This window comes from Sphingobacterium thalpophilum, from assembly GCF_901482695.1.
In the GTDB taxonomy this organism is placed as follows: Bacteria; Bacteroidota; Bacteroidia; order Sphingobacteriales; family Sphingobacteriaceae; genus Sphingobacterium; species Sphingobacterium thalpophilum.
In genome coordinates this window covers 5,481,134-5,494,554 of the sequence record NZ_LR590484.1, presented here as the reverse complement: position 1 = coordinate 5,494,554, position 13,421 = coordinate 5,481,134, and the positions used below count along the sequence as shown (strand labels likewise).

8 protein-coding genes and 1 riboswitch are annotated in these 13,421 nt (G+C 44.0%); of the genes, 2 read left to right on the top strand and 6 right to left on the bottom strand.

Features of this window, described 5'->3' with window-relative positions; all coding sequences use genetic code 11:
- Window positions 1-16 precede the first annotated feature (16 nt).
- Window positions 17-1,351, bottom strand: a complete 1,335-nt coding sequence (locus FGL37_RS23280) for a sugar porter family MFS transporter (protein ID WP_028068338.1) — start codon at window positions 1,349-1,351, stop codon at window positions 17-19.
- 94 nt (window positions 1,352-1,445) lie between these two features.
- On the opposite strand from FGL37_RS23280, the gene FGL37_RS23275 reads away from it, so the two are divergent.
- Complete coding sequence (locus FGL37_RS23275; RefSeq protein WP_028068337.1) at window positions 1,446-2,180, top strand: GntR family transcriptional regulator; 735 nt, start codon at window positions 1,446-1,448, stop codon at window positions 2,178-2,180.
- A gap of 186 nt (window positions 2,181-2,366) precedes the next feature.
- Window positions 2,367-4,706, top strand: a complete 2,340-nt coding sequence (locus FGL37_RS23270; RefSeq protein ID WP_028068336.1) for a GH92 family glycosyl hydrolase — start codon at window positions 2,367-2,369, stop codon at window positions 4,704-4,706.
- A 59-nt stretch (window positions 4,707-4,765) separates the two neighbouring features.
- Here the strand turns inward: FGL37_RS23270 and FGL37_RS23265 are convergent, their stop codons facing one another.
- From FGL37_RS23265 to FGL37_RS23245, 5 genes are all read right to left on the bottom strand, one after another.
- Entirely contained in the window at window positions 4,766-5,947 is a 1,182-nt protein-coding gene (locus FGL37_RS23265; RefSeq protein ID WP_028068335.1) for a homoserine dehydrogenase, read from the bottom strand.
- Between the two features lie 36 nt (window positions 5,948-5,983).
- Complete coding sequence (locus FGL37_RS23260) at window positions 5,984-7,027, bottom strand: homoserine O-acetyltransferase family protein (RefSeq protein WP_028068334.1); 1,044 nt, start codon at window positions 7,025-7,027, stop codon at window positions 5,984-5,986.
- Window positions 7,028-7,054: 27 nt separating this feature from the next.
- Window positions 7,055-8,365 carry an O-acetylhomoserine aminocarboxypropyltransferase/cysteine synthase family protein gene (locus FGL37_RS23255; RefSeq protein ID WP_028068333.1) on the bottom strand — a complete coding sequence of 437 codons (1,311 nt, stop codon included), beginning with the start codon at window positions 8,363-8,365 and terminating at the stop codon, window positions 7,055-7,057.
- A gap of 255 nt (window positions 8,366-8,620) precedes the next feature.
- Window positions 8,621-8,733, bottom strand: a riboswitch (SAM riboswitch).
- Between the two features lie 125 nt (window positions 8,734-8,858).
- Entirely contained in the window at window positions 8,859-10,886 is a 2,028-nt protein-coding gene (locus tag FGL37_RS23250) for an FUSC family protein (protein ID WP_081817766.1), read from the bottom strand.
- A 253-nt stretch (window positions 10,887-11,139) separates the two neighbouring features.
- Window positions 11,140-13,329 (bottom strand): glutamine synthetase III family protein, encoded by a 2,190-nt coding sequence (locus FGL37_RS23245; RefSeq protein WP_028068331.1) that lies wholly within the window; start codon window positions 13,327-13,329, stop codon window positions 11,140-11,142.
- Window positions 13,330-13,421 lie beyond the last annotated feature (92 nt).

Here is a 13,421-nt window from a genome sequence, read left to right as displayed (position 1 = left end):
ACTTGCTTGTATAGGTTTACGCTTTAGCGTTTGTTTCTGATTTTTCGATCCAATATTTTTCAATTTCCTCTAAAGGTTTGCCTTTTGTCTCGGGCAGATAAGTCAGTACAACGACAAAGGCAATAGCACAGCATGAAGCAAAAAGCCAGAACGTATACTGGGCTCCCCAGGTGGCCAGCAATATGGGGGTCAGCTGCCCCACGATTGCATCGGAAACCCACATGACCATGATGCTGATTCCCATTGCCCGTGCACGGATAGCATTGGGAAATATTTCTGCTGCGACGACAAATTTTAGTGGGCCGATGGAGAAGGCAAAGAAAAATAAGAACAGTAGGATAGAAGAAACCAGGGCAATGGAGCTTGCCTGCTGTTGCTGACCGAAGAGGTATCCTGTCAAAAGCAAACTCAAGGCCGCACCTGATGTTCCCACTATATACAATAATCTTCTGCCCCAGTTGTCGACTTTCCAAAGCGCGAAACAGGTAAAGAGCACGTTTGCGGCGCCAAAAAACAACTGTGCATGGTAAGAGCTATCCAGCGAAATACCCGATTCGAGTAGGATGCTTGGCCCGTAGTACACGATGGCGTTAATGCCGCTAAACTGAGAAAATAGGGGTAGAAACAACCCGAGCAGAAAAGCGCGACGGTATATAGGTGAAAAAAGATCTTTGATGCTGCCTTTGGCAGGACTAGTCGCTTCCTGAAAATCGGATAGTCCAAGCTTGGCGCTAATCAGAGCGGCTTCGGCTATCCGTCCATTTTTAGCGAGCCAGCGCGGGCTTTCCGGAATAAAATAGACGCCAAGACACAGCAGAATCGCTGGTACTGCTCCAACTAAGAACATGGTACGCCAGAGCTCTGGTTGCGGCAGCCCATACTTTTGAAGAATAAGATAATTGCTAATATAGGCAAGCAGAATCCCGAATGTAATGGCCAGTTGATAACAGGTGACTGATCTGCCCCGGAATTTACTGGGAGAAATCTCGGCTAGGTAAAGCGGTACAACGATAGAGGCAATTCCGACGCCCAGACCGCCAATGGCTCTGCACAGAATAAGTATCGTATAATTTGGGCTGAATCCGCAACCGATAGCGGAAAGCAAGAAGAGGAGCGATGCCATAATAAAGGGCTGCTTCCGTCCGTATTTGTCTGTAAAAGGACCAGTAAAGAGCACGCCCAGAATACAACCTATCAGAGCAGAGCTCACAAAGATACCTTCCTGTGCCGGAGATAATGCGAAAAATGGCTTAACCAAAGGCAGGGCTCCGGCGATCACGGCCATATCGAAGCCAAAAAGAAGCCCTCCAAGAGAGACGATGCATAAAATGGTGAGTAAGTTTTTCGACATAACCAGTTTATAATTGTATGTATATACATACAAACATATGTCTATTTTTTTAATTATGCAAAAAATCTTAATTTAGCCTGAGCAAGATGATATCATGAATTTAAAAATAGACCATAAAAGTCCCGTTCCATTGCATGTTCAAGCAGAGAATTTATTGCGGGAGTTGATAAAACAGCCGGAATATATTGAAGGAAAGTTGTTGCCCAATGAAATAGAGCTGGCCAAACGTTTAGCAATTTCCCGTTCGACGCTGCGGTTGGCGATTAACAAGTTGGTTTATGAAGAACTTCTGATCCGGAAAAAAGGCATCGGCACGAAGGTTGCCAACTCTAAATTTAGCTCGAAGTCGAAAAATTGGCTGAGTTTTTCCCAAGAAATGAAGAATCGAGGTTTAGAAGTCAAAAATTTTGAACTTCATGTAAGCTGGGTCGTACCTGATAAAATCATCAGTAAATTTTTTAATGTTGATGAAAATCAGAAATTACTGAAACTAGAGCGGTTAAGAGGCAAGAAAGATGATCCATTTGTATATTTTATCTCTTATTTTCATCCCCGGATTGGCCTGACCGGAGACGAAGACTTTAAGCGCCCATTATATGAAATACTAGAATCCGATTACCACGTTGTAGCAGATCTCTCTCAGGAAGAAATCGATGCTATTGCCGCAAATAAATTCATAGCCGATAAACTAGAGGTGAATATGGGGGATCCGATCCTATCCCGTAAACGATTTGTTTATGATCAGTCAGGTAAACCAATAGAATATAATCTGGGCTTTTACCGAGCCGAAAGCTTTACCTATACGGTGGAAAGTCGAAGAGATTACTGAAAGGCAGGATCGCCCATCTTAGAGCATGAGCACCATTAAGGAGCAGCGAGTTGAATTTGTTCATGCTATTGAAACCGCGAAGTGCTTAATAATGGGGCAGTCGTCTACTCCCGATTTATTATTGTCAATATGTTCATACATTCTTTGTTTTTTTTGTAAGTTTGTTTGTAAACCTAATTGACAACGATGGCAAAACATCTTATTACTTATTTATTTTTATTATTTGCTGCAGCCCATGTCAGCGGACAACAGCAGTGTGACCTGGTTTCCTGGGTGAAACCCAATCTTGGATCTGTCCATAGCCGTTATTTTTTTTATACTCCCGGAGCACTACCATTTGGTATGGCTAAGGTAGCTCCCAGTACCAACGGCAGCTACGGCAATAAGTCTGGATGGGAAGCCGTTGGGTACGACGACCGTCACAGGTCCATAGAGGGTTTTGCTAATTTTCATGAATTTCAGATTGGCGGCATTGTTTTCGCACCTACTGTTGGCCCAATCAGGACTGTGCCGGGGAAACTGGATATTCCTCATAGTGGTTATCGCTCATCATTTGATAAGGCCGACGAATTTGCCACAGCAGGTTATTATCGCGTCAAACTAAAAGATTATGCTGTCCTGGCCGAGCTGACGGCAACCAAGCGCGTTGGATTCCACCGATATACTTTTCCTCAAACCGATGCGGCCAATATTATTTTTGATATCGGGCATATTATGGGGGAAAGCGGCCCCGTTGTGGACGCAGCTGTACATTACGACAAACAACGTATCTGGGGTTATGTCGAAACAAATCCGGTCTATGTACAAAAATATCAGCCTGGTGCCAGCATCAAGATGTACTTCTTTGCGGAATTGAATAAAGCGCCCAAATCTTTTGGTGCCTTTAGGGATAGCTTGACTTTTTCGCAGCGGAAAGATATACAGGGGGCGGGAAGCGGCATGTATCTGCAATTTAATACCAAAGCAGGTGAACCCATTGAGATTAAAACGGGGCTATCTTATACTTCTGTCGATCATGCGCGATTAAATCTTCAGCAGGAAGCTGGTAAGCTCAGTTTTGATCTGGCCAAATCTCAGGCGCTCGATACTTGGAACAAGGCGTTGGGGCGTATCATCGTAGAAGGGGGAAAACCTGAAGATCGCGTCAAGTTTTACACGGGGTTGTACCATGCTCTGCTCGGGCGCGGACTGGCGAGTGATGTAAACGGCTCATATCCAAAAAATGATGGTTCGGTAGGAAAGATCGCCTTAAATGCGCAGGGACAGCCTGTCCACCATCACTACAATACGGATGCCATCTGGGGTGCGTTCTGGAATTTAACCCAGCTTTGGTCCATTGCTTATCCAGATTACTACAATGATTGGATACAGAGTCAACTACTGGTATACCGCGATGCAGGCTGGCTTGGTGATGGAATTGCCAACAGTAAATATGTATCTGGTGTGGGGACCAACTTTACGGGACTGGCGATAGCTGCTGCTTATAATGTGGGGATCCGAAACTACGATGTCAACCTCGCCTATGAAGCTGTCCGAAAAAATGAGCTCGAATCCAATGGGCGTATCCCGGGTGCGGGAAAGCTGGATGTGGGGGTATTTGTGGAGAAGGGATATTCACCTTATATAGCGGATGAAACTGGAAGTCCTGAACTATTAACTGCTGGATCTCCGTTTGGCGCATCGCACACGTTAGAATATGCCTTTTCGGCCGCAGCAGCTGCGCAATTTGCCAAGTCATTGGGACGTGATGCAGATTACACCCAATTCCGCAAATTGTCCGAAGCATGGAAGGTTCTTTATGATCCATCAACCAAATTTATACGTCCGAGGGACAACAAAGGAAGTTTTATAGCAAATTTTAATCCGTATGAGCCTTGGCGTGGTTTTCAGGAAGGGAACGCCTGGCAGTATACCTTTTATGTGCCCCATGTGCCCGGGGAATTAGTTCAGCAGATCGGCAAAGACCTATTCAACCATCGTCTCGACAGTATATTTATGGTGTCGCAAAAGCATGTCTTTGGTGGCGGCACGCATATTGATGCCTTTGCGGGAATCCAGAGTCTATATAATCATGGTAATCAGCCGAATTTGCATATTCCCTGGCTGTTTTATTTTTCGAACAGACCGGATTTGAGCCAGAAATGGGTTCGCGCCATATGTAATGAATTCTATGGTGTTGAAGCCACGCATGGTTATGGCTATGGACAAGATGAAGACCAGGGGCAATTAGGTGCGTGGTATGTTTTGTCGAGCATGGGATTGTTCGACGTCCGGAGTTTGACCACCGAAAATCCAGCCTTCCAGATCGGAGCACCCTTATTTGACCGCATTACCATACAGTTGCCAGGGAAGCAGTCCGGACAGCCGTTTATTATCGAGGTCAAAAAAGATGGGCCAGACAGCTTCTATGTCGACCGAATCCGGCTGAACAACAGGAGCTGGGCCAGCTGGGAGCTTCCTTTTCAAGAACTACGAAAGGGAGGTGTGCTGCAGGTGCAGCTCAAGAACAATGCAGCGGGTAAGTAGAATATAAACAAGAATAGCCCCTTGGGGCTATTCTTAAGGTAGGTTGGTTTGTTGATTGCCTACGCGATCTCCGCAATGAAATTGCCTTCTTTGTTCAGATCAGCCTTATGGGCTGCAATTTGCTGAAGGTTGATATAGCCAATAACATATTTGAAGTCTGCCGCGTAATATCTTTCCGTAATCTCGCTGAAATTTAATTTCTCAATGAGCAGGTCATCTTCATATCTTAAATAGACTTTAAGCAGATAGTCCTGGCTATACTGTAGCGTATTGGATGTTAAATGCTTCTTATATTCATAACGATAGCCATAACGTAGTGCCGCGATATCTGATAGCACCGCGGATCCGGTAGGATGGCCGCCGGCACCTTTACCATAGAAAAATTGTTCGTCTGCAAATGCAGCTTTAACCAAAACGCCGTTGTTCTCATTTTCCACGTTATACAGCATGCTCTCTTTGCTTACCAACCTTGGCAGTACGTAGAGCACGACTTTGTCCGCATCGATTTCTCTGGCCGTAGGAATTAGCTTAATTTTGAAGTTCTTTTCTTTGGCGAATCGAATATCTTGCTGTCCTAGTTTGTCTATCCCGATGTTGAAGACGTCGTCAGGTCTGACATAGATGCCATAGGCATGGGATGCGACGATACAGACTTTGAATTTGGGATCATACCCGCCGACATCAAGAGTCGGATCTGTTTCGGCAAAGCCCAACTCCTGTGCTTTTTTCAACGCATCTGCGTATTGCTGATTTTCATTGAAAACTTTCGAAAGGATATAATTCGAAGACCCGTTGAAGATACCGCTGACGGAATGTAGAAGCTCGTTGTCATAGTATTCTTCAAGATTACGGATAATTGGAATACTGCCGCATACGGCGCCCTCATAAAGTAAGCTGGTACCGTATTCCTGCTGGATGTCTACCAGTTCCTCTAAGTGGCTGGCAATCATTTTTTTGTTTGCTGAGACCACATTTTTACCTGATTTTAAGGCGCGCACAGTTAACTTATAGGCCGCATCCGCGTCGTCGATCAGTTCCACAACAGTGTTGATTACTGGATCGGCCAAAATCGTTTCGGGATCTGTTGAAAATAGATCTGCTGGTAGTGAGCGCTTTTTGTCGGCATTTTTAATAACGAATTTTTTGATTTCCAGGTTCAGATTTTTGGTTTTGATGATATCGTAAAGACCTTGGCCCACGACACCAAATCCAAACATCCCTATCGTTAATTTATTACTCATATCTCTTCTTAAGTTCTCTTATATTTTTTATTGCTCTTATACTAATTCGCTGATTTGCGTTTCTTTGTGCTTTAAAAATTCGGCAATTGCTGTCGTCAGTTTTGCCGTTTCAATTAAAAATCCGTCATGGCCAAATGTGGATTCGATTTCCTGATAATGGGCATTTGGGATGTGTCTGGCGATAAACTTCTGTTCTTCAAGCGGGAACAGAAGGTCACTGTTGACTGCTAATACCAGGGTTGGGCATTCTATGTTTGCCAAGGCAGCTTCCACCGATGTTCTGCCACGGCCGAGATGGTGACTGTCCATGGCTTTTGTGAGGTAAAAATAGCTGTAGGCATTATACCGTCTGACCAGCTTTTCACCTTGGTAATTCTGATAGGAGGATGCCTTGTATGCTCCCAGTTTGCTGTCGTCGGTATCGCGTTGTGTATGATTATAAGTATGGTAGTTGCGATAGGATAGCAAGGCGATCGAGCGAGCTACTTTAAGCCCTTTTATGCCACCATCAGGCTGGTTGGCATAAAAGGTGCGGTCTGCGGTAATGGCAAGACGCTGGCTCTCGTTGAAGGCGATCCCCCATGGAGAGTGCACCGCATTGGTTCCCACGACAATAAGTTGCTTAATGCTGATCGTCCTGGATGCTGCCCATTCCAACGCCTGTTGGCCACCAAGAGAGCCCCCGATCAAAATCTCAATCTGGCTAATTCCCAGATGTGCTGCAAGCAGCTGATGGGCCTTCACCAAGTCTTTTACGGTGAACTCGGGAAAGGAGAGGTAATAGGGCTGACCCGTATCCGGATTGACCGACAAGGGGTTGCTGCTGCCGTATGGCGAGCCAATGACGTTGGCGCAGATGATATAATAGTCATTGGGATTAAACAGATCATGCGTCCCAAAGAGTCCGGGCCACCAGTCGAAAACATTAGCATTTGCTGTCAGGGCATGGCAGACCCAGATGACATTGCTGTGTTCGGCATTGGGTTGGCCAAATGCTTCATAACTAATCTGTAAATCGGCAATTTCCCTTCCATTTTCAAAAACGAAAGGTTCAGAATGCTGATAAATATGCCTGCTCATGTATACTTCTATTTTGTCTGGTATCTGTTATTTAATCTTATCGAATGCCTGTTGCAGATCTGCTTTAATGTCATCGATATGCTCAATGCCTACTGATAACCGTAGCAGGCCAGAAAATACACCTGCATTTGCCTGTTCGGCTTCGCTAAGCTGCTGGTGTGTCGTTGCTGCAGGGTGGATGATCAGTGATTTGGTATCTCCGACGTTGGCTAGATGGCTGATCAGTTCGAGGCTATCAATAAAATCATTTGCCTTTTGAGCGGCATCACCTTTCAATTGAAAGGACAGGACCGCGCCGTAACCATTTTTCAGATATTTTTGCGCATTGGCAAAATTTGGGGAACTTTTCAGGCCCGGATAATTTACCTTTTCCACCTGTGGGTGAGCCTCAAGCCATTTGGCTACTTCCAGTGTATTGTCCACATGGCGTTGTACGCGTAGAGATAACGTTTCAAGTCCTTGTAAAAGAAGGAAGGAGTTGAACGGCGAAAGTGCTGGACCGAAATCACGTAATCCTTCAACCCGCGCGCGGATAGCGAACTGAATATTGCCAAAAGGGCCTTTTTCACCAAATACTTCCGAAAATACCAGACCGTGGTAACCTTCGGATGGTTCAGAAAACTGAGGGTACTTGCCATTTCCCCAATTATAATTACCTCCGTCGATGATGACACCTCCAATACTTGTTCCATGGCCTCCGATCCATTTGGTCGCTGATTCAACAACGACATGAGCACCGTGCTCGAGCGGTTTAAATAAATAGCCGCCTGCCCCAAAGGTATTGTCAACGATGAGTGGCAGATCGTATTTCTTGGCCACAGCGGCGATCTTTTCAAAATCTGGGATATTAAAACTGGGATTACCAATCGTTTCCACATAGATCGCTTTAGTTTTGTCATCGATCAATGCTTCGATCTTATCTGCTTCTGCGTCTGCGGCGAAGCGCGCTTCAATCCCTAGCCGTTTAAACGATACTTTGAATTGGTTGAAGGTGCCGCCATAGAGGTTGGAACCAGCAACAAAGTTTTCACCACTTTCCAGAATATTGGTGAGCGCGATAAATTGGGCAGCCTGTCCGGAAGCGACAGCTACAGCTGCGACGCCCCCCTCCAGCGCAGCAATGCGTTGCTCGAAGACATCGGTTGTCGGGTTCATGATCCGTGTATAGATATTACCAAACTGTTTCAGCGCAAACAGATTAGCGCCATGTTCGGCATTTTCAAATACAAATGAGGTTGTTTGATATATAGGTACAGCTCTTGATCCGGTGGTTGGATCAGCCACTTGGCCAGCGTGAACTTGTAGTGTTTCAAATTTTAAATTCTTTTTTGTAGACATAATATTTCGGATTTAAGGTTTCAAAAAAATTATTAATAAGGTAAATAGAAGCATACACACCCGTCAGGCAGGTCTGTTAACATCGTTATCCAGAAAAGAGGAAATGATTCTTAACAAGCTGAAAGGTGCATATGCATACGCATTCGCATAGCCATAGAAATGCGATGTTGTACTTCTTTCGTTGTTAATAGGCTCGTCTCATAGGAACCTAAAGTGTGGATAGTTTGCTGTAATGTAATAATCATTGTCTTATTTCATTTATATGCTCCAAAACGATATTGTTTTGGACAGGATTTGGCACCTTTTCAACCAAATTGAAGGTTGCCAGTGGGTCATAGAGCCAGTCTCTCGCCACTTCTTTATAAATCAAGACCTGCTGATTAAGGGAGGTGTTGATTAGAAATCTTCTTCAGAAGACAATACAAATATAAACTTCTTTTCTATTAATGCAAAGGAAAAACAATTTTTAATTAATTCAGGAATCATTTCCGTGTTAAGTTTTGCTTGCTTGGAGCTGTGTGGCCGTTTGTTCCAGATCCTTTAATAAAGGTTTTAATTCATTGATTCTGGCCTCTATGTCGTCGTGCAAGTTGTCATTGTTGGTCTTACCCAGTGAAATGGATAGGCCGACCAAATGCGAATTGACACGATATGAGAGCGCCTGAAAATGGTGAATATGCGTCCAATTCATCCATTTTTTCTCCGGTTCCTTTTTGAGTTGAGAGATGGTTTCTGAAAACTGAGCCATGGCGGTCTGTGCTTTTTTGCGGGCTAAGCGGATATCGAACGTGCTCTGTAGATTGTGCGACAATCTTTTATTGATGATCTGAAAATACTGCTGGTTGAAATCTGCCACATCTTTGGCCAGCTGAATCATGCCGGAGCTTTGGCGTACCGGAATTAAAAAGTAGCCAGCGATAGCAAGTAGCGCGCCCATCAGCGTAAATATCATACGGCTGCCCAGTATCACATCGATATTGCCTTCAAATAAATTGAGCGCGATAACAATACCCCATGTAATAAAAATGACGCTCACCATATAGTTGGAACGGTTGAACAGGAAAAAGCCAAAAAGCCCCATTGCTGAAAGAACAAGCAATATGGAAAGGTTTTTACAATAGGTCAGGCTGAGTATCCCGATTAAAATACCTGAAGCTGTCCCCAATATTCGCTCAATATTACGGGTCTTGGTCATTGCGAAAGCGGGCCTTGCGACAATTGCAACAGTCAACAGGATCCAATAAGTATACTTAAAATCCAGCAAAAGTGTTCCAATTAACGCGCCGGCACCAAAAAGCAAAGCCATCCGCAGAGCGAAGCGAAACAAGGGATTTTTGAGGTGGAGCTGACTTTTTATACCGCTTGGGCTATTCAGGGGACGGTTGATAAATTGCTGATATTCTGTGCTGTCTATGCTGTCTCGGATTTGCTGATTTTGGTAGAAAGCCACTTGAATGCGGCCGAGCACTTCGATAATGGCTTGCATGTTATTGATAATCGATCGAAGAATGACACGAGCAGTTCCGCTTTGCTGCTGCTGTATTCCGGTGAGTTCGGCAAGGATTTCTCCAAGTTTAACATTATTATAGTAAAGCTGCTGTGCATATCGAAACCGCTTTTTGGGCTGGGAAAAGCTATCTATTTCTACTGCCAGAACCTGAATGGCACGCCGGATCAAAGGCAGGCTGCCAGTATTCAAAAGGTTTTTCCGTATGGAATCATAGTCGTGGTCCAGTGCGGTAATCAATTCATGCAGATCGATCAAGCCATAAACCTGACTGAGCCAATAATTGCTTTTGTGCCACTGCTGCCCGATGATTTTTTGTTCGCGGAACAGCAGAGAACGGATCAACTCCTGCTGTTCACTGATCTGGCTGTGGACTTTTCCAACGCGACTATAAGTCGTTTCGAGCGGGATAGCCGGATCATAGGATTGGGTGCGCACAAGCAAAAATTGAGATAAACCTCTAAAGCCATTGGACATGGCGTATTTTAATGACCGATAGGGATGTACATAAGCTTGTAGGAGACTAAAAAAATAATAAATCGTTGCACCGCTGGTAATTTGTAGACTCACGGTTAGCGGATCCTTTGGTGCTAGACCAATAACAAAGCTCATTAAAATGAGTGTCATATTGCCTATTGCAGCATAGCGTGGACCAAATAAACCATATAAGGTAAAGACGAATCCAGCTATTGCAAGCAGAATGACTAATGGCAAATGGTGAGGAAATAGATAAGCCGTTAGCAGCGAAGCAACAAAAAAGGTCGGGATACAGATGGCTGCGGAAGCAAGCTTGTCTTTTCGGTTGCCGGGCGGATCGGTCAATGTGGTTAACAAAGATCCCACGCCAATGCCGATAGCAGTACTGGCCGAAGCTCCCATTACGAAAATTGCCAAGCTCGGCAAAATACTGATCGATACATTGCGTAGCGCGTCACCACTATGCTCGCCTTGAACGAACCGCATAACTTGGCTACAAATCGGATAGCATCTCTCTTTCAATAATACAAAGTTCATCAATCAGTTTATTACTAACGCGACAAAAATACAAATAAAATACTTTATATTTTTCACAAACATTTTATTTGTTTGGGTTTAGCTAGTTTTTTTAAATTTTTATTTTGATGTGTATGCGTGTAGCGAACGAGTATAAACTGTGTCCGTCACCGCAAATGGCGACGGAATAAGGCGGGGGAGCAGCTGAAAGCGGTCTCTTAAAACACGAAGAGCATCCAAGGGATGCTCTTCGTGTTTTAAATTATGATGAAGATTAGCTTAAGAATAAGATCTCTCTTAATTTAGGCAGAGGCCATTTTTTGTCATCCACGATTTTTTCGAGTTTATTGACGTGGTAGCGAATCACATCAAAATAAGGTTTGACCAGCTCATCGTAAGCGATTGATTTTTCACGTACATCCTCAATCTGATTTGCTTTTTTACGCTCTTGACGCATCGCCTCAGTTTGCTCAAGGATCGTATTTACATGCGTGGAAATGCGTTCTATGAAATTCAGCTGGGAGCTATATGCTGATTTTGCCAAGCCAAGTTCTTTTAGGCCTTTCACATTTTCGATAAGTTCGTTTTGATAGTTAAAACATGCCGGTGCGATCTGGTTATTGACCATCTCTTCGATGACACGTGCCTCAATCTGAAGTTTCTTGTAGAAGTTTTCCAGCAAAATTTCGTGACGGGCTTCTGACTCGCGTTTTGAATAAATGCCCAGTGATTCGAACAACGCCAATGATTCCTCTTTCACATAGACGTCTAAGGCTTTAGGAGTAGATTTGATGTTAGAAAGACCACGTGCAGCGGCTTCTTTTTCCCATTCTTCGCTGTAACCATTTCCTTCAAAACGGATCGCTTTTGAATCCTTAATGTATTTACGAACAACATTGAGAATAGCCAGATCCTTCTTCGTGCCTTTTTTGATCTGTTTGTCCACTTCAGCCTTAAATTCGATAAGCTGCGCTGCGACGATCGCATTCAATACCGTCATTGGCAACGCTGAATTCGCAGAAGAACCTACGGCGCGGAACTCAAATTTATTACCGGTAAAGGCAAAGGGTGAAGTACGGTTACGATCTGTATTATCTAATTTTAGTTCCGGAACTTTCGGAATACCGTGCCATAAATTCGCTTCAGCTTTTACTTTTTTGGCTACACGTGCAGATTCCACTTCCTCCAATAGCTCATCCAGTTGGGAACCCAAGAAGATCGAAATGATGGCTGGCGGAGCCTCATTCGCGCCTAGACGGTGGTCGTTGCTCGCGCTGGCAATGGAAGCACGCAGCAGATCTGCATGCTCGTATACTGCTTTGATGGTGTTGACAAAGAAGGTCAAAAACATCAGATTATTTTTTGGCGTTTTGCCAGGAGATAACAAGTTAACACCTGTGTTGGTGATTAACGACCAGTTGTTGTGTTTGCCGGAGCCATTTACACCTGAATATGGTTTTTCATGTAACAAGACTTTAAAGTTATGTCTTAAAGCGACCTGTTCCATGACGTTCATCAATAATTGGTTGTGGTCAATCGCCAAGTTGATTTCTTCGTACATTGGCGCACATTCGAATTGAGACGGCGCAACCTCATTGTGACGTGTTTTTAGAGGGATACCTAGTTTTAACGCTTCGTTTTCGAGATCCACCATATATGCCAGTACACGCTCAGGGATAGCTCCAAAATAGTGGTCTTCCAATTGCTGGCCTTTGGCTGACATATGGCCAAATAATGTGCGGCCAGTTAACTGAAGGTCCGGACGGGCATTGTATAAGGAAAGATCTACTAAGAAGTATTCTTGTTCAATACCAAGTGAAGCGTTTACTTTAGTGACGGATTTGTCAAAGTATTGCGCAACATCCGTCGCTGCTCTATCGACCGCGTTGATGGCTTTTAATAAAGGTGCTTTGTAATCCAGAGACTCGCCTGTATAGGACACGAAAACAGTAGGAATACAAAGAGTCTTGCCTGCGCCTGTCTCATAAATGAACGCTGGGGAAGAAGGATCCCAAGCAGTATATCCTCTAGCTTCAAAAGTATTGCGGATACCACCGTTAGGGAATGAAGAAGCATCGGGCTCTTGCTGTACCAGAGCATCGGCCGTGAATTTTTCGATCGCTTCTCCGTCATCATCAGGTTCAAAAAATGCATCGTGCTTTTCAGCTGTCGAACCAGTCAAAGGTTGAAACCAGTGTGTGTAATGAGACACGCCGTGATTAAGTGCCCATGTCTTCATGGCCTGAGAAATGTGCTCAGCAAGATCACGAGAAATAATCTGTCCCTCTTCAATAGATGCAACTAACTCCTTATATGAGTTTTTAGGAAGGTAGTCTTTCATTTTGTTTACGGAAAATACGTTTTTTCCGTAGATGTCAGTTGCTTTTTTAGTTTCAACTTTTTCAAATGGAGCAATCAGGCGTGATCCTGCTGCTTCTACTGCTTTGAATCTTAGGTTCGACATTTGTATTTTATAATTAAATTACAGTTTTGTTGATTTTGTGTTTCAAAAATATTGTGTTTTTATGGAAAACTGAAATTTTTTTATGTTTTTTT

What these genes read in the sequence shown, in the direction of transcription:
- FGL37_RS23280 (WP_028068338.1), bottom strand. Translation starts at nt 1,351, where the DNA reads ATGTCGAAAAACTTACTCACCATTTTATGCATCGTCTCTCTTGGAGGG.
- FGL37_RS23245 (WP_028068331.1), bottom strand. Translation starts at nt 13,329, where the DNA reads ATGTCGAACCTAAGATTCAAAGCAGTAGAAGCAGCAGGATCACGCCTG.
- FGL37_RS23265 (WP_028068335.1), bottom strand. Translation starts at nt 5,947, where the DNA reads ATGAGTAATAAATTAACGATAGGGATGTTTGGATTTGGTGTCGTGGGC.
- FGL37_RS23250 (WP_081817766.1), bottom strand. Translation starts at nt 10,886, where the DNA reads ATGAACTTTGTATTATTGAAAGAGAGATGCTATCCGATTTGTAGCCAA.
- FGL37_RS23275 (WP_028068337.1), top strand. Translation starts at nt 1,446, where the DNA reads ATGAATTTAAAAATAGACCATAAAAGTCCCGTTCCATTGCATGTTCAA.
- FGL37_RS23270 (WP_028068336.1), top strand. Translation starts at nt 2,367, where the DNA reads ATGGCAAAACATCTTATTACTTATTTATTTTTATTATTTGCTGCAGCC.
- FGL37_RS23255 (WP_028068333.1), bottom strand. Translation starts at nt 8,365, where the DNA reads ATGTCTACAAAAAAGAATTTAAAATTTGAAACACTACAAGTTCACGCT.
- FGL37_RS23260 (WP_028068334.1), bottom strand. Translation starts at nt 7,027, where the DNA reads ATGAGCAGGCATATTTATCAGCATTCTGAACCTTTCGTTTTTGAAAAT.